Origin of the sequence: Burkholderia sp. AU33803 (genome assembly GCF_002223095.1) — a bacterium.
GTDB lineage: Bacteria > Pseudomonadota > Gammaproteobacteria > Burkholderiales > Burkholderiaceae > Burkholderia.
In genome coordinates this window covers 1,070,110-1,085,598 of the sequence record NZ_NKFJ01000004.1, presented here as the reverse complement: position 1 = coordinate 1,085,598, position 15,489 = coordinate 1,070,110, and the positions used below count along the sequence as shown (strand labels likewise).

Sequence of the window (15,489 nt, the reverse complement as noted above, 5' to 3'; positions counted from 1 at the left end):
CGGCGACCTTGTGCCGGCCGGGACTCGCCGACTCGACGCTCAGCCGACCTTCGCCGCGAGCGCGCGCTCGATCGTGTCGCGCAGCAACTGGGGCAGCGGCACCGACTTGCCGAGCGCGTAGTCGACCCACACGCAGCGTGCATTGCCGCGCGCATAGACATGCTGCGGATCGTCGGCGCGCGTCAGTTCGAAACCGGTGTCGAAGCTGCTGCGGCCGGGTTTCGCAGCCGACATCTTCGCGATCACGTCGCCCGGATAGTGCAGCTGCTTGAGAAATTCCATCGACGCCGTGACGATGACGGGCCCCTGCCCCTCGCCGTTGCCGCCGGCAATGCCGAGCGCCTCGAACCACGAGATCCGCGCCTGCTCCATGTAGCGGAAATAGACCGTGTTGTTCACATGGCCGAATGCGTCCATGTCGCCCCAGCGGATCGGCATCGACATCTCAAAAACGGGGGAATAATCGCTCATTGCAGTCTTCTTTGTTGCGGTATGTCATCCGCTCAGGCGAGGCCGAAGCCATCGTCGGCGGAGATAATCGAGCCATTGATGAACTGCGACTCGTCGGCCGCGAGCAGCAACAACAGCCCGTCGAGATCCTGCGGCTTGCCGACGCGCCGGCGCGGCAGCATCGACTGCAGCTTCTGGCCCTGCTCGGTTTCCCACAGGTAATGATTGATTTCGGTATCGATATAGCCCGGACAGATCGCGTTGACGTTGATCCCGTGGCGCCCCCATTCGAGCGCCATCGCGCGCGTCATCTGCACGACCGCGGCCTTGCTCATCGCGTACAGCCCGATCTGCGGAAACACGCGCAGGCCGGCCACCGACGCAATGTTGATGATCCGGCACGGCGGCTTGCCGTTGCCGCTTCCGTTCGCGCGCATGATCATCCGCTTCGCGACTTCCTGCGCGACGAAAAATGCGCCGCGCGTGTTGGTGTCGAATACGAACTCGAAATCCTCCGGCGTCACGTCGACGAGCTTCTGCATCGTCGAGACACCCGAATTGTTCACGAGGATGTCGATCGTACCGGCTTCCGTCTCCGCGTGCGCGACCGCCGCCTTGATGCTCTGGACATCGGTGACGTCGAGCGACACGACGTGCGCGGCGCCGCCCGCCGCCTCGATCTCGGCACGCAGCTCCTTCAGGCGCTCGACGCGACGGCTCGCGAGCACGACCTTCGCACCGGCCTGCGACAGCACCTGCGCAAAGCGCTGCCCAAGGCCGCTCGACGCGCCCGTGACCAGCGCAACCTTGCCTTCCAGATTGATCGACCGACCCATTTGCACTTCCCCTTTCGATGTCGTTTCGCCGCCACGGGCAGCACAGCCCGAGCCGCATTACCCTAGCACTAAAATAGAACGATCGTGCTAATCTAGCCGCATGCTGTTGCGGCAAGCGTTTCGTTTCGCAGACAATACGCTCCCGAATAAAAGCATTCTAACGGTTAGAGGAACGCCAATGACCCCCGCAAGCCTCATCGAGCAATATGGCCCGCGCGAATCGATGGAATACGACGTCGTGATCGTCGGCGGCGGCCCCGCCGGGCTGTCGGCGGCGATCCGGCTCAAGCAGCTGGCCGCCGAGAAAGGCACCGAAATCGGCGTGTGCGTGCTCGAGAAGGGTTCCGAGATCGGCGCGCACATCCTGTCGGGCGCGGTGATGGATCCGCGCGCGATCAACGAACTGTTCCCCGACTGGAAGGAACGCGGCGCGCCGCTCGACGTCGAGGTGACGGAAGACCGCTTCCTGTTCCTGTCCGAGAAGAGCGCGGTCACGACGCCCAACTGGGCGCTGCCCGCCAACTTCCAGAACCACGGCAACTACGTGATTTCGCTGGGCAACGTCACGCGCTGGCTTGGGGCACAGGCCGAAGCGCTGGGCGTCGAGATCTTCCCGGGCTTCCCTGCCGCCGAGATTCTCTACAACGACGACGGCTCCGTGAAGGGTGTCGCGACCGGCAACATGGGCGTGGGCAAGGACGGCGAGCCGACCGAGAACTTCCAGCTCGGCATGGAGCTGCATGCGAAATACACGCTGTTCGCCGAAGGCTGCCGCGGTCACCTCGGCCGCCAGCTGATCTCGAAGTTCAAGCTCGACGCGAACGCGGATCCGCAGGCCTACGGGATCGGCATCAAGGAACTGTGGGAGATCGACCCGGCCAAGCACAAGCCGGGCCTCGTGATCCATACGGCCGGCTGGCCGCTGAAGTCGGATACGTACGGCGGCTCGTTCCTGTATCACATGGACAACAATCAGGTCGTGGTCGGCTTCGTGGTGGGCCTGGGTTATACGAACCCGTACCTGTCGCCGTTCGAGGAATTCCAGCGCTACAAGACGCATCCGTCGATCCGCGCGTTCCTGGAAGGCGGCAAGCGCGTGTCGTACGGCGCGCGTGCGATCACGGCGGGCGGGCTGCTGTCGCTGCCGAAGACGGTGTTCCCGGGCGGCGCGCTGATCGGCGACGACGCGGGCTTCCTGAACGCGTCGCGGATCAAGGGCAGCCACGCGGCGATCAAGACCGGCATGCTGGCCGCCGACGCCGCATTCGACGCGGTGCAGGCCGGCCGCCAGAGCGACGAACTGAACGCGTACCCGGATGCCTTCAAGCAATCGTGGCTGTACACGGAGCTGTACCGCGCGCGCAACTTCAAGCAGTGGATGGCCAAGGGGCTGTACCTCGGCACGCTGATGGTCGGGATCGAGCAGAAGGTGATGGGCGGCAACGTGCCGTGGACGCTGCATCACAAGCATGCGGATCACGAGATGCTGAAGCCCGCATCGCAATGCCAGCCGATCGAGTATCCGAAGCCGGACGGCAAGCTGACGTTCGACCGTCTGTCGTCGGTGTTCATCTCGAACACGAACCACGAGGAGAACCAGCCGGCGCACCTGACGCTGAAGGATGCGAATGTGCCGGTGAACGTTAACCTGCGCACGTACGCGGGGCCGGAGGGCCGTTTCTGCCCGGCGGCGGTGTACGAGTTCGTGAAGAACGACGACGGCAGCGACCGCCTGGTGATCAACGCGCAGAACTGCGTGCACTGCAAGACCTGCGACATCAAGGACCCGACGCAGAACATCGTGTGGGTCACGCCGGAAGGCGGCGGCGGGCCGAACTACCCGAACATGTAATGGCCGGAACGCGCCGCCACGAGCGGCGCGCTTTTTCGGGTGCCGCAAACGAAACGGGGCGCTGCTTGATGCAGCGCCCCGTTTTGCATGCTCCGCGCAACTGCCGGCGAGACGCGCTGCGCCCCGCCTGCTTGCGTCAGGTCGCGCTGCCCGCGATCTTCGGCGTCGGCGTCTCGACATCGCCGCACTGCGCGCGATGGCGCAATGCATGGTCGATCAGCACCAGCGCCAGCATCGACTCCGCGATCGGCGTCGCACGAATGCCGACGCACGGGTCGTGGCGGCCGAACGTTTCCACCGTCGCTTCCTCGCCGGCCTTCGTGATCGAACGGCGCGGCGTGCGGATGCTCGACGTCGGCTTGATCGCGATCGACACGGTGATGTCCTGCCCCGTCGAAATCCCGCCGAGCACGCCGCCCGCATGGTTGCCGACGAAACCGCCCGGCGTCAGCTCGTCGCCGTGCACCGAGCCACGCTGCGCGACGCTGTCGAAGCCCGCGCCGATCTCGACGCCCTTCACCGCATTGATGCTCATCATCGCCTTTGCGATATCCGCATCGAGACGGTCGAACACCGGCTCGCCCCAGCCGACCGGCACACCCGACGCGACGACGTCAATGCGCGCGCCGATCGAATCGCCATCCTTGCGCAGCGCATCCATGTACGCCTCGAGCTCCGGCACGACGGCCGCATTCGGCGAGAAGAACGGATTCTCATGGACGTGCGACCAGTCGACGAATGGCACGTCGATCTCGCCGAGGCCGCTCATGTAGCCGCGCACCTCGACGCCGAAGCGCTCGCGCAGCCACTTCTTCGCGACCGCACCCGCGCCGACGATCGGCGCGGTCAGGCGCGCGGACGAGCGGCCGCCGCCGCGATAGTCGCGGATGCCGTATTTCTGCCAGTAGGTATAGTCGGCGTGGCCGGGACGGAACGTCTCGACGATGTTGCCGTAGTCCTTGCTGCGCTGGTCGGTGTTGCGGATCAGCAGCGCGATCGGCGTACCGGTCGTCACGCCTTCGAACACGCCCGACAGGATCTCGACCTCGTCGGCCTCCTGCCGCTGCGTCACGTGGCGCGACGTGCCGGGCTTGCGGCGATCGAGTTCGACCTGGATGTCGGCTTCGGTCAGCCCCATTCCCGGCGGGCAGCCGTCGATCACGCAGCCGATCGCGGGACCGTGCGATTCGCCGAAGGTCGTGACAGTGAAAAGCGTGCCGAGGGTATTGCCGGACATGATGGAACCGCCCAAAGAGAAATGGACAAACCGATGCGCTGCCCGGGCCGCAGGCAGGTCGATCGTTTGCCGGTCGAGAAAAAGAGGTAAGCCGCTATTATGCCAGCCGTCCCGGGCACGCGGGCCGTGTGAACCGTTCGGACCACACCGGCCGGCCACGGGAACGGCCCCGGGCGTCGCTTGCCGACCCGCGCCGTTCCGGTCGAACGGGACCGTTCACGGCGGCCATGACGGCCCGGGGCGATGCCGCCGGGCCCGCCCCGCCTACTTACGCGCGCCGCGCAGTTCGGTGACTGCCGCCTGAAGCGCTTCGGGCGTCGCGACCGACGCCGGGATCGGCTCGCCGACCGCCAGCGTCAGCCGGCTCATCACGCCGCGCTTGATGGGCCGCGGCATCCGCGCATCGGAATGCCGCGAAAAATAGCTGCCCCACAGCCCGCGCAGCGCCATCGGGATCACCGGCGCCGGCGTGCGGCTCAGGATCTCCGTGATGCCGTGGTGGAACGTGTTGATGTCGCCCGTCTTCGTCAGCTTGCCTTCCGGGAAGATGCACACGAGTTCACCTTCCTTCAGCGCGGCCTCGCATGCGTCGTACGCGCGCGCGAGCATCGCGGGATCCTCGTGGCGCGGCGCGATCGGGATCGCCTTCGCATGCCGGAACACCCAGCTCGCGAAGCGCGTCTTGAAGATCCGGTGGTCCATCACGAAACGGATCGGGCGCGGGCTCGCGGCGGCCAGCACGAGCGCATCGACGTAACTGACGTGGTTGCACACGAGCACGGCCGCCCCTTCCGCCGGAATCCGCTCCGCGTGCACGAGGCGAATCCGGTAGAACGTATGCACGAGCACCCATGCGACGAAGCGCAGCAGGAACTCGGGCACGAGCAGGTAGATGTACGTCGCGACGATCACGTTCAGCAGCGCGGTGACGAGGAACAGCCCCGGGATGTCGACGCCGGCCTTGGTCAGCCCCATCGCCATCACGGCCGACAGGATCATGAACAGCGCGTTCAGGATGTTGTTCGCGGCGATGATCCGCGCGCGGTGCGTCGGTGCGCTGCGGCTCTGGATCAGCGCGTACAGCGGCACGCTGTAGAAGCCGCCGAACATCGCGAGCAGGAACAGGTCCGCCAGGATGCGCCAGTGGCGCGCGCCGGCCAGGAATTCGCCGACCGACAGCAGATGGCCGGGCGACGGCAGCGCATGGCTCGCGAAATACAGCTCGATCGCGAACACGCTGATGCCGATCGAACCGAGCGGCACGAGGCCGATCTCGACGCGCCGCTGCGACAGGCGTTCGCACAACAGCGAGCCGAGGCCGATACCGACCGAGAACGTCGCGAGCAGGATCGTGACGACGTCGGGGCTCGCGGACAGCACGTCCTTCGCGAAATTGAAGAACGACGTGAGGAACGTCGCACCGACGAACCACAGCCACGAGATACCGAGCAGGCTCAGGAACACGGTGCGGTTCTGCCGGGCGAGCCCGAGGTTGCGCCAGGTCTCGCTGACCGGATTCCAGTTGATCACGAGATCGGGCTGCGGCGCCGGCGTGGGCGGCACGCGCTGCGCGACGAACCGCCCCGCGAGCGCGATGACGACGACGCTCACCGCGAGCACGCGCTCGCCGTTGCCCTCGATGCCCGCGGCCGCGCCGCCGATGATCGTGCCGATCAGGATCGCGATGAACGTGCCCATCTCGACGAGGCCGTTGCCGCCGACCAGCTCGTGCTCGCCGAGATGCTGCGGCAGGTACGAATACTTGACGGGCCCGAACAGTGTCGAGTGCATCCCCATCATGAATGTGCACAGATACAGCAGCGGCGCGCTGTGCGTGACGAAACCGGCCGCGCCGACCAGCATCAGCACGATCTCGAAGGTCTTCACGAAACGCGTGAGGGTCGCCTTGTCGTACTTGTCGGCGATCTGGCCGGACGTCGCCGAGAACAGCACGAACGGCAGGATGAAGATCGCGGAAATCAGGAAGGCCGCCGTCTTCGCATCGACGCCGGAGAACCGCGCGGTGTGATAGGTGACGAGCGACGTGAAACCGATCTTGAAGACGTTGTCGTTCAGCGCGCCGAGGAACTGGGTCGTGAAGAACGGCGCGAAACGGCGCTCGCGCAGCAGGTCGAACTGCGACGCGTGTGCGTGCCGTTCGTCACGCCGCCTGGAAGTGGCTTGCGTTTGATCGCTCATGCGGAATACGCGCGCGCCGTCTGGGCAGCGCTGCGCGGGCCTCGTGTGGTCATTGAAAAAAAGACGGCGCAGGACCCACCTGCGCCGCCGCGTGCCGGGTAGCGACGCCCGCGCATGACGACGACGGGCGCGGCAGGGTTCACGACTTGTGCGCTTCGGCTTCCGATTCCGGCCAGTCGCGGATGTACGCTTTCAGCATCCGGTTCTCGAAGCTCTGCGCCTCGACGACCGTCTTCGCGACGTCGTAGAACGAAATGACGCCCATCAGCACCTTCTTGTCGAGCACCGGCATGTAGCGCGCATGGCGCTCGAGCATCATCCGGCGCACTTCGTTGACGTCCGTTTCCGGCGTGCACGTGAGCGGCTCGTCCATCACCTTGCGCACCTGCACGTCGCCGATCGCGCCGCCGTTCACGTGCAGGCGCAGGATGATCTCGCGGAACGTCAGCATGCCGACGAGATCGCCGTACTCCATCACGACGAGCGAACCGATGTCGTGTTCGGCCATCGTATCGACCGCTTCGCGCAGCGGCTTATCGGGCGTCACCGTAAACAGCGTGTTGCCCTTCACTTTCAGAATATCGCTGACGCGCATCGTAGTCCCCTCATGCTTGAATGCAAAACCTCTTTCGATCCTATCGGAAAGCCTGTCAAAAGGAAAGCGCGGGCCCGCGCGGCGGGCCGCCCCCCGCTTGCGGAAGCGGACTGCCGGCAGCACAATGGCCCCATGAACAGCGGCCGGAGGAGACGTCCATGGCGCATACGCATTCGGAGCAATTCGCCAGCTTCGCCGATTTCTACCCGTATTACCTGAATGAACACCAGAACCAGACGTCGCGGCGGCTGCACTTCGTCGGCTCGCTCGGCGTGATCGGCTGCGTCGCGATGGCGATCGCGACCGGCGACTGGCTGTGGCTGCCTGCGGCGATCGTCTGCGGCTACGGCTTCGCGTGGGTCGGGCACTTCTTCTTCGAGAAGAACCGCCCGGCCACGTTTCGGCACCCGATCTACAGCCTGATGGGCGACTGGGTGATGTTCAAGGATATCTGTACGGGCAAGATCCCGTTATAACGCGGCCGGGCGCCCCGCTCACGCGGGGCGCGGCGGCCGCGCGTGCGGATCGGGCACGGCGCCCGGTGCCTGCCCCGCAATCGCCGCCGGCTGCGCCCCCGCAAGCCGGTGCGCAGCGATCAGCGACGCGAGCGACACGTCGAAGCGGTCGCTCGACAGCGCCGCGAGCAGCGCCGCGCCGTCGACGTGGCTGCGGCGCCGCTGCAGCTGGTAGGTCAGTTCGGTGCGATCGATCACCAGCACGTCGAACAGTTGCGCAAGCGTCAACTGCTCCGGGTTCGCGAGCAGGATGTAGCGCGGCGTGGTCTCGCCGCCGCCGTCCAGCCGCGCAATCCATTCCCGCTCCTCCATCGTCGTCAGCAGGCGCTGCGCGGTTTCCATGTCGCAGCGCAACATGGTCGCGAGCCGCATCGCCGTGTAGCCGCGCTTGCCGGCGGCGCGCGCCTCGGCCAGCCGCGCGAGCATTTCCAGCGCGTCGAGCAGGTCGCTGCCCGGGTAGTGGATGCGGTGGAACTGGCCGACGCGGATCGCCGGCAGCGCGGACGCCACCATCGCGCCGAGCAGCGCGATGAACCAGCTCAGGTACACCCACAACAGGAACACGGGCAGCGCCGCGAACGCGCCATAGACGGCCGTATAGGTCGGAATGCGCCGCACGTAGTAGCCGAAGCCGCGCTTCGCGAGCTCGAACGCGACGGCCGCGAACAGCCCGCCGATCACCGCGTCGCGCCATGCAACCGTGCAGTTCGGCAGGTACACGTACAGCAGCGTGAACGCGAGCACCGTCAACGGCAGCGAGACGAGCGCGAGCAGCCACTCGACGATCGACGTGGACGGCGCGGCGCCGGTAAACGCCAGCGACTGCGTGAACAGGTACGACGAGATCGACAGGCTCACGCCGAACAGCAACGGGCCGAGCGTGATCAGCGCCCAGTACGCGAGCACGCGCTGCGCGAACGGCCGCGGCTTGCGCACCCGCCAGATCAGGTTGAACGCCGACTCGATCGTCATCATCGTCATCACCGACGTGACGACGAGCACGATCAGGCCGGCCGTCGTCAACCCCTTCGCCTTCGACGCGAACTGGTTCAGGTACTTGAAGATCTGGACGTTGAACTGCGCGGGCATCAGGTGATCCGCGAGGAACCCCTGCAGCGAGATCTGGAACGACGCGAACATCGGGAACGCGGTGAACAGCGCGAACGCGACCGTCACGAGCGGCACGAGCGCCAGCATCGTCGTGAACGTGAGGCTGCCCGCCACTTGCGGGATGCGATCCTCGGCGCTGCGCCGGGCCGCGAACTGCGCGAGGCGCTTGATGGTGTCGAGATCGACGCTCAACTTCGGCAAACGACTTCTCCTTCTTGATGCCGCGCGCCCGACGGCGCGCCGCCGCCGCGCTACGCGACGGCTTCAGCCCCTATAATAGCCGCTCGATTCCAGCAGGGGCCGACTGCACCGGGCACGCGCGCGGCCGCACGCGGCTCCGTCGCCCATGAAAGACATCCTCGTCCTCTATTACAGCCGCCACGGCGCCACGCGCGATCTCGCGCTCGCGATCGCGAACGGCATCGACAGCGTGCCGGGCATGCAGGCCCGCATCCGCACCGTGCCGCCCGTGTCGGCCGTCTGCGAAGCCACCGCCCCCGACATCCCCGCCGACGGCCCGCCGTACGCGGAGCTGCGCGATCTCGAGGAATGCGCGGGCCTGGCGCTCGGCTCGCCGACCCGCTTCGGCAACATGGCCGCCGCGCTCAAGTATTTCCTCGACGGCACCACACCGCAATGGCTGTCGGGCGCCCTGACCGGCAAGCCGGCCTGCGTGTTCACGTCGACGGGCAGCCTGCACGGCGGCCAGGAATCCACGTTGCTGTCGATGATGCTGCCGCTGCTCCATCACGGAATGATGATCGTGGGAATTCCGTACACGGAATCCGCGCTCACCACGACGCGCACCGGCGGCACGCCCTACGGCGCATCGCACGTCGCGCAGCACGATCGCTCGGCAGCCGCCGGGCTGTCGGCGGACGAAAAGGCGCTCGCGTCCGCGCTCGGCGTGCGGCTCGCGCGCGCAGCGGCGGCCCTGTCCAGCGCCCAGGCCGCCGAGACCGCATGAACACCCCCGCCCGCCCCCCCGTCGCGGCCCGGCCGCGCCACGCGCTGATCGCCACCGCGTGCCTCGTCGCACTGATCGCGCTGTCGCTCGCGTGGGAGCTGTGGCTCGCGCCGCTGCGCCCGGGCGGCTCCGCGCTGATGCTCAAGGCGATCCCGCTCGCGCTCGCGCTGCCCGGCGTCTGGCGGCGTAACATCTATACGATGCAGTGGGCGAGCATGCTGATACTCGTCTATTTCGCCGAGGGCGTCGTGCGCGGCATGTCCGATCGCGGGCTGTCCGCGACGCTCGGCTGGTGCGAGACCGCGCTCGCCGTCGGCTTCTTCGTGGCGGCGCTGGCGTACGTCGCGCCGTTCAAGCGCGCGGCGAAAAAGTCGCGCGCCGCGTCCTGCCCCTTACGCGACAAGGTGATGATGTCCTCCGAAGCTTTCGTTTCCGCGTGCCGTGACGCGATCGGCGCCGATCATGTGCTGACCGACCCGCACGATACCGAACCGTTCCTGACCGACTGGCGCCGCCGCTACAAGGGTGCCGCGTGCGCGGTGCTGAAGCCCGCGAACACGGCCGAAGTCGCCGCGCTCGTCAAGCTGGCCAACGCACATGGCATCGCGCTCGTGCCGCAAGGCGGCAACACGGGCCTGGCCGGCGGCGCCACGCCCGACGCGAGCGGCAGCCAGGCCGTGCTGAGCGTCACGCGCCTGAACCGCGTGCGTGCGCTCGATCCGCACAACAACACGATTACCGTCGAAGCCGGCGTGATCCTCGCCGACGTGCAGGCGCGCGCCCGCGAAGGCGGCCGGCTGTTCGCGCTGAGCCTCGCGGCGGAAGGCAGCTGCACGATCGGCGGCAATCTGTCGACCAACGCGGGCGGCACCGCGGTGCTGCGCTACGGCAACGCGCGCGAGCTGTGCCTCGGGCTCGAGGTCGTGACGCCGCAGGGCGAGATCTGGGACGGGCTGCGCGGACTGCGCAAGGACAACACGGGCTACGACCTGCGCGACCTGTTCATCGGCGCGGAAGGCACGCTCGGGATCATCACGGCGGCCGTGATGAAGCTGCATCCGCTGCCGGCCGCGCAGGTCACCGCCCTCGCCGCGCTCGAATCGCCGCACGCGGCGCTCGATTTCCTCGCACTCGCGCAGCGCGCGGCCGGGCCGCTGCTGACCGGGTTCGAGCTGATGTCGGACTTCTGCATGCAGCTCGTCGGCAAGCACTACCCGCAACTGCGCTACCCGTTCGCGCAGACGCATGCGCAGACGGTGCTGCTGGAGCTGTCCGACAACGAAAGCGAAGCGCATGCGCGCGCGCTGTTCGAAAAACTGATGGAAGAAGCGTTCGAGGCCGGGCTCGTGGTCGACGCGGTGGTCGCGGAGAATCTCGCGCAGTCGCGCGCATTCTGGGATCTGCGTGAGCACATCCCGCTCGCGCAGGCCGACGAGGGGCTCAACATCAAGCACGACATCGCGGTGCCGATTTCGTCGATCGCGCGCTTCATCGACGAGACCGACGCGGCGATCCAGCAAGCCGCGCCGGGCGCGCGGATGGTGACGTTCGGCCACCTCGGCGACGGCAATCTCCACTACAACGTGCAGATGCCCGAAGGCGGCGACCCGAAAGCATTCCTGGCCGCGTTCCAGGCGCCGATCAACCGGATCGTCTACGACAACGTGCACCGCCACCACGGCACGATCAGCGCGGAGCACGGCATCGGCCAGTTGAAGATCGACGACGCGCAGCGCTACAAGTCGCCGGTCGAAACGACGCTGATGCGCACGCTGAAGACCGCGCTCGACCCGCGCGGCCTGATGAATCCCGGCAAGGTCCTGCGCTGAAGCCGTCCACTCCGGAGCCACGCCCGTGAAAGTCCGCGTCCTGTCCGACCTGCATCTCGAAAGCAACCTGCCCGACGCGATCCCGCATGCCGACGCGGATCTCGTCGTGCTCGCCGGCGACATCCACAATCATGCGGAAGGCCTGCGCTGGGCCGCCGAAACGTTCGATCCCGCGGTGCCGGTGATCTACGTGCCGGGCAACCACGAGTACTACGACGGGGAATTCGGCGCGCTGGAGTCGGCGATGCGCGATGCGGCGCGGGCGCTCGACAACGTGCATTACCTGAACAACGACGTCTACGTCGATCCCGCGCAGCGCTACCGCGTGCTCGGCACGACGCTCTGGGCCGATTTTTCGCTGTTCGGCGCCGACGAAGCCAGCGTTGCCGGTTCGATCGAGGCCGGGCAGCGCGTGATGCTCGATTTCAAGGGATTGATCCAGGTGACCTGGCCGCACGATGCGGCGCTGCATGCGGCGCCAGGCACGCCGGAGCGGGATTTCTCGCCGGCGGACGCGATCGCGCTGCATCGACGCAGCCGCGCGTGGCTCGAAGCGCAGCTCGCCACACCGTTCGCGGGCCAGACGATCGTCGTGACCCACCATGCGCCGCACCGGCGCTCTCTGGCGGCGCGTTATGCGGAAGATCTGGCGTCGGCGGGATTCGTGACGGATATGGCGGAACTCGTGCAGCCGCCGGTCAATCTGTGGCTCCACGGCCACACGCATACGTCATTCGACTATGTGGCGGACGGCGGCACGCGCGTGGTGTGCAACCCGCGCGGCTACATCCACAGGCGCACCGGCGAACTGGAAAATACCGCGTTCGCGTGGGACAAGGTCGTCGAGCTCGGCTGAACGCCGGCCCGCGCGGCCGCGTTGCGCGGCCTTTTCCGACCCGGAGCGTGACGGCCCGATCAGCGGCCGGGACGGCGTTGCTCGCGCACCCGCACCGGCACCGGCCTCATCTGCGCCTTCGCCTTCATCGCGCGCAGCAGGTCGCGGGTCGCCGCGGCAGCCGCGGCCGCGCCCAGCAGGACTCCAAGGCCGATCATCAGGTGCGTATCCATTGCCACTCCGGGGTTGCGTATCTCGTTAATTCTCACAGTATCAAACTGTCTGACACGCGTTCGTAAAAAAATGTTGCGTGAAGGACAAATCTCGTCAGATCGCGGTCAACCGCGCTGTCATGTCGCACGCGTGTACTGCTCGAGCGCGGCTTCGTCGGCGGCGAGCGTGGCCGGCAGTTCGTCGCGCAGGAAATCGACCCAGGTGCGAATTTTCGCGTCGAGGTACTGGCGCGACGGATACAGCGCGTAGATGTTCATCACGTGCGACCGGTACTCGGGCATCACGCGCACGATGTGCCCGCTGCGCAGCCAGCCGATCGCCGAATAGAGCGGCAGACCGCCGATCCCCATCCCTTCCCGCACGGCCACCGCGAGCGCCTCGGCGACGTTCACGCGAAACGGCGGCGCCGTGACCGGCACGACCTCGTCGCCGTTCGGCCCCGACAGCGCCCATTCGTCGAAGTGAAAGCCCGGCGCGATCATCCCGAGGCACACGTGCTGCGCGAGGTCGGCCGGCCGCTGCGGCACGCCGTGCGACTCGACATACCCGGGCGATGCGCACACGACGCTGTAGCTCACGCCGAGCCGCTGCGACACGAGCCCGGAATCGGGCAGGTCGCGGCCGACGACGATCGCGACGTCATACCCCTCGTCAAGCAAATCGGGCATCCGCTGCGCGAGGGTCAGCTCGACGTGCACGTCCGGGTAGCGCTCGCGATAGCGCGCGATGGCCGGCACCAGGTAGTGCTGGCCGAGGCTCGTGAAGCAATGCACCTTCAGCTTGCCCGACGGGCGCGCATGCGCGTCGCCCGCCTCGGCTTCGGCCTGGTCGACATACGCGAGGATCTGCTCGCAGCGCTGCAGGTAGCGCTCGCCGGCTTCGGTGAGCGCGATCCGGCGCGTCGTGCGGTTCAGGAGACGCGTGCGCAGGTGCGCCTCGAGATCAGAGACCGCGCGCGACGCGTAGGCGGTAGTCGAATTCATCTGCTGGGCGGCCGCGGTAAAACTTCCCGCGTCGACCACGCGGACGAATACCCGCATGTTTTGTAACGTATCCATCCCATTGCCCGTTTGAATCCGGACGGATTGTTGCACAGAGGCGAACAAGTATTGTCTCAGGATTCGTAAAAATGACTTGCACCCTTGTCCATTTATTCAGGAATCACTGAAAAATATAATCGCATCCGACTCATCTATATCGGAAAGGGAGAAAATCGTGCAGTCTCCGGCGACAAAAGGGACGCTCGCACTGGCGGTTCTTGCAGTCTCATTAATAATGGCCGGCTGCGCGAGCATGGGCGACAACAAGCCGCAGTCAGCCCGCATCGAAGCGAACGCGCTCGACGCCGGCGCGGCGATTCGCGCGGCCGACCGTGACGCGGGCTGGCCCGCGGCCGACTGGTGGCGCGCCTACCGCGATCCGCAACTCGACGCCTGGATCGCCAACGCCCAGGCCGGCAACCCGACGCTCGCGGCCGCCGAGGCACGAGTGCGCGAAGCGCAGGCGATGGCGCGCGTGGCCCGCTCGGCCGAGCTGCCGCAGATCAACGGCAACCTGTCGCTGATGCGCCAGCACTGGCCGGACAACGTGTACTACGGCCCCGGCCCGCTCGCGAACACCGATACCTGGAACAACACCGGCACGCTCGGCCTGTCGTACCACCTCGACCTGTGGGGCAAGGACAAGAACGCGACCGAGCGCGCGCTCGACACAGCGCATGCGACCGCCGCCGACGCGCGTGCGGCCAAGCTCGAGCTCGAAGTCAACGTCGTGCGTGCGTACGTCGGCATGTCGATGAACTATGCGCTGCTCGACCTCGCGCACGAAACGTTCGAACGCCAGCGCGCGCTCGCCGATCTGGCGCGCAAGCGGCTGCAGGCCGGCCTCGGCACGCAGCTCGAAGTGAGCCAGGCGGAATCGACGCTGCCCGATTATGAGCGCCAGATCGACAGTTATGAGGAAGCGATCCAGCTCGCGCGGCACCAGCTCGCCGCGCTGGCCGGCAAGGGCCCGGGCGCGGGCGATGCGATCAAGCGGCCGCAGCTGTCGCTCGACGCACCGGCCGGCCTGCCGTCGGCGATGCCGGCCGACCTGCTCGGCCGCCGCCCCGACGTCGTCGCGGCGCGCTGGACGGTCGACGCGCAGGCGCGCGGCATCGATGTCGCGAAGGCGTCGTTCTACCCGAACATCGACCTGCTCGCGACGGTCGGCGGCTTCGGCGTGACCGCACCGTTCACCGACTTCCTGCGCGCGATGAACGGCGGCTGGACGGCCGGCCCTGCGCTGTCGCTGCCGATCTTCGAAGGCGGCCGGCTGCGTGCGCAGCTCGGCGCCGCGAATGCCGGCTACGACCAGGCGGTCGAGCGCTACAACCAGACGATCGTCGGCGCGCTCAAGGACATCGCCGACCAGGTCGTGCGGATCCGTTCGCTCGATACGCAGAAAAAGGACGCCGCACGCTCGGTGGCCGCCAACGACCGCAGCTACCAGCTGTCGCGCGAAGGCTTCCGCCGCGGGCTGACCGATTACGTGAACGTGCTGGTCGCGCAGCAGCAGTTGCTGCGCGCGCAGGAAACGGCCGCCCGCATCGATGCGGAACGCCTCGCCGCGCACGCGCAGTTGATGGCCGCGCTCGGCGGTGGGGTCGAGACGGATACGGACGTTCGGGGCGGCCATCCGCAGGGCGGCCATCCGTCGCATGACGAATCCGCCACCGGCGCAGCCGCGCCTGCCGCCGCGTCGGGCGCGAAGCCCGTGGCGGCCGTCGCCCGGCCCACGCAGGTGGCCGCCGCCGGCGCGTCCGGCGTGCCGGCCGCACGGTAACGCGGAG

Annotated in this window: 14 protein-coding genes and 1 pseudogene; 7 read left to right on the top strand and 8 right to left on the bottom strand. The window is 67.3% G+C overall.

Annotation, left to right across the window (positions count from 1 at the left end; translation table 11 throughout):
• Window positions 1-39: 39 nt before the first annotated feature.
• A complete protein-coding gene (locus CFB41_RS07500; protein WP_089439873.1) occupies window positions 40-471 on the bottom strand; it encodes a thioesterase family protein in 432 nt (143 codons plus the stop codon).
• 32 nt (window positions 472-503) lie between these two features.
• Window positions 504-1,286, bottom strand: a complete 783-nt coding sequence (locus CFB41_RS07495; protein ID WP_089439872.1) for an SDR family oxidoreductase — start codon at window positions 1,284-1,286, stop codon at window positions 504-506.
• 178 nt (window positions 1,287-1,464) lie between these two features.
• On the opposite strand from CFB41_RS07495, the gene CFB41_RS07490 reads away from it, so the two are divergent.
• Window positions 1,465-3,138 carry an electron transfer flavoprotein-ubiquinone oxidoreductase gene (locus CFB41_RS07490; RefSeq protein ID WP_089456082.1) on the top strand — a complete coding sequence of 558 codons (1,674 nt, stop codon included), beginning with the start codon at window positions 1,465-1,467 and terminating at the stop codon, window positions 3,136-3,138.
• Between the two features lie 136 nt (window positions 3,139-3,274).
• Here CFB41_RS07490 and aroC read toward each other — a convergent pair whose 3' ends face one another.
• The 3 genes from aroC to CFB41_RS07475 all read right to left on the bottom strand — a co-directional run bounded on the left by aroC (window position 3,275) and on the right by CFB41_RS07475 (window position 7,169).
• A complete protein-coding gene (gene aroC / locus CFB41_RS07485) occupies window positions 3,275-4,375 on the bottom strand; it encodes a chorismate synthase (RefSeq protein ID WP_089425194.1) in 1,101 nt (366 codons plus the stop codon).
• Window positions 4,376-4,639: 264 nt separating this feature from the next.
• On the bottom strand, window positions 4,640-6,574 hold the full coding sequence (locus tag CFB41_RS07480) for an MFS transporter (RefSeq protein WP_089456081.1): 1,935 nt from the start codon (window positions 6,572-6,574) through the stop codon (window positions 4,640-4,642).
• Between the two features lie 139 nt (window positions 6,575-6,713).
• Window positions 6,714-7,169, bottom strand: a complete 456-nt coding sequence (locus tag CFB41_RS07475) for a CBS domain-containing protein (RefSeq protein WP_006755543.1) — start codon at window positions 7,167-7,169, stop codon at window positions 6,714-6,716.
• Window positions 7,170-7,327: 158 nt separating this feature from the next.
• Between CFB41_RS07475 and CFB41_RS07470 the strand changes: the two genes are divergently transcribed.
• Window positions 7,328-7,645, top strand: coding sequence for an Mpo1-like protein (locus CFB41_RS07470; protein ID WP_089439869.1), 318 nt, complete (start codon window positions 7,328-7,330; stop codon window positions 7,643-7,645).
• Window positions 7,646-7,663: 18 nt separating this feature from the next.
• Here CFB41_RS07470 and CFB41_RS07465 read toward each other — a convergent pair whose 3' ends face one another.
• Complete coding sequence (locus CFB41_RS07465) at window positions 7,664-8,995, bottom strand: YihY family inner membrane protein (protein ID WP_089439868.1); 1,332 nt, start codon at window positions 8,993-8,995, stop codon at window positions 7,664-7,666.
• Window positions 8,996-9,140: 145 nt separating this feature from the next.
• Here CFB41_RS07465 and wrbA point away from each other — a divergent pair, with 145 nt between their 5' ends.
• The 4 genes and pseudogenes from wrbA to CFB41_RS07450 all read left to right on the top strand — a co-directional run bounded on the left by wrbA (window position 9,141) and on the right by CFB41_RS07450 (window position 12,446).
• Complete coding sequence (gene wrbA / locus CFB41_RS07460; RefSeq protein ID WP_089456080.1) at window positions 9,141-9,761, top strand: NAD(P)H:quinone oxidoreductase; 621 nt, start codon at window positions 9,141-9,143, stop codon at window positions 9,759-9,761.
• Window positions 9,758-10,093 (top strand): annotated as a pseudogene (locus CFB41_RS38550) (DUF2069 domain-containing protein); the annotation flags it as partial. The gene wrbA and the pseudogene CFB41_RS38550, both read left to right, overlap by 4 nt.
• Window positions 10,094-10,168: 75 nt before the next feature.
• Complete coding sequence (locus CFB41_RS07455) at window positions 10,169-11,590, top strand: FAD-binding oxidoreductase (protein ID WP_256940973.1); 1,422 nt, start codon at window positions 10,169-10,171, stop codon at window positions 11,588-11,590.
• A gap of 25 nt (window positions 11,591-11,615) precedes the next feature.
• Window positions 11,616-12,446 (top strand): metallophosphoesterase, encoded by an 831-nt coding sequence (locus CFB41_RS07450; protein WP_089456078.1) that lies wholly within the window; start codon window positions 11,616-11,618, stop codon window positions 12,444-12,446.
• Between the two features lie 59 nt (window positions 12,447-12,505).
• Here the strand turns inward: CFB41_RS07450 and CFB41_RS38070 are convergent, their stop codons facing one another.
• Together CFB41_RS38070 and CFB41_RS07445 are read right to left on the bottom strand one after the other, a co-directional pair.
• A complete protein-coding gene (locus CFB41_RS38070) occupies window positions 12,506-12,658 on the bottom strand; it encodes a hypothetical protein (protein WP_179249978.1) in 153 nt (50 codons plus the stop codon).
• A 117-nt stretch (window positions 12,659-12,775) separates the two neighbouring features.
• Window positions 12,776-13,717 (bottom strand): LysR family transcriptional regulator, encoded by a 942-nt coding sequence (locus tag CFB41_RS07445; RefSeq protein WP_039347327.1) that lies wholly within the window; start codon window positions 13,715-13,717, stop codon window positions 12,776-12,778.
• A 157-nt stretch (window positions 13,718-13,874) separates the two neighbouring features.
• Between CFB41_RS07445 and CFB41_RS07440 the strand changes: the two genes are divergently transcribed.
• A complete protein-coding gene (locus tag CFB41_RS07440; protein WP_089456077.1) occupies window positions 13,875-15,482 on the top strand; it encodes an efflux transporter outer membrane subunit in 1,608 nt (535 codons plus the stop codon).
• Window positions 15,483-15,489: the final 7 nt, after the last annotated feature.

What these genes read in the sequence shown, in the direction of transcription:
- CFB41_RS07480 (WP_089456081.1), bottom strand. Translation starts at nt 6,574, where the DNA reads ATGAGCGATCAAACGCAAGCCACTTCCAGGCGGCGTGACGAACGGCAC.
- CFB41_RS07500 (WP_089439873.1), bottom strand. Translation starts at nt 471, where the DNA reads ATGAGCGATTATTCCCCCGTTTTTGAGATGTCGATGCCGATCCGCTGG.
- CFB41_RS07490 (WP_089456082.1), top strand. Translation starts at nt 1,465, where the DNA reads ATGACCCCCGCAAGCCTCATCGAGCAATATGGCCCGCGCGAATCGATG.
- wrbA (WP_089456080.1), top strand. Translation starts at nt 9,141, where the DNA reads ATGAAAGACATCCTCGTCCTCTATTACAGCCGCCACGGCGCCACGCGC.
- CFB41_RS38070 (WP_179249978.1), bottom strand. Translation starts at nt 12,658, where the DNA reads ATGGATACGCACCTGATGATCGGCCTTGGAGTCCTGCTGGGCGCGGCC.
- CFB41_RS07495 (WP_089439872.1), bottom strand. Translation starts at nt 1,286, where the DNA reads ATGGGTCGGTCGATCAATCTGGAAGGCAAGGTTGCGCTGGTCACGGGC.
- CFB41_RS07475 (WP_006755543.1), bottom strand. Translation starts at nt 7,169, where the DNA reads ATGCGCGTCAGCGATATTCTGAAAGTGAAGGGCAACACGCTGTTTACG.
- aroC (WP_089425194.1), bottom strand. Translation starts at nt 4,375, where the DNA reads ATGTCCGGCAATACCCTCGGCACGCTTTTCACTGTCACGACCTTCGGC.
- CFB41_RS07470 (WP_089439869.1), top strand. Translation starts at nt 7,328, where the DNA reads ATGGCGCATACGCATTCGGAGCAATTCGCCAGCTTCGCCGATTTCTAC.
- CFB41_RS07455 (WP_256940973.1), top strand. Translation starts at nt 10,169, where the DNA reads ATGATGTCCTCCGAAGCTTTCGTTTCCGCGTGCCGTGACGCGATCGGC.
- CFB41_RS07445 (WP_039347327.1), bottom strand. Translation starts at nt 13,717, where the DNA reads ATGGATACGTTACAAAACATGCGGGTATTCGTCCGCGTGGTCGACGCG.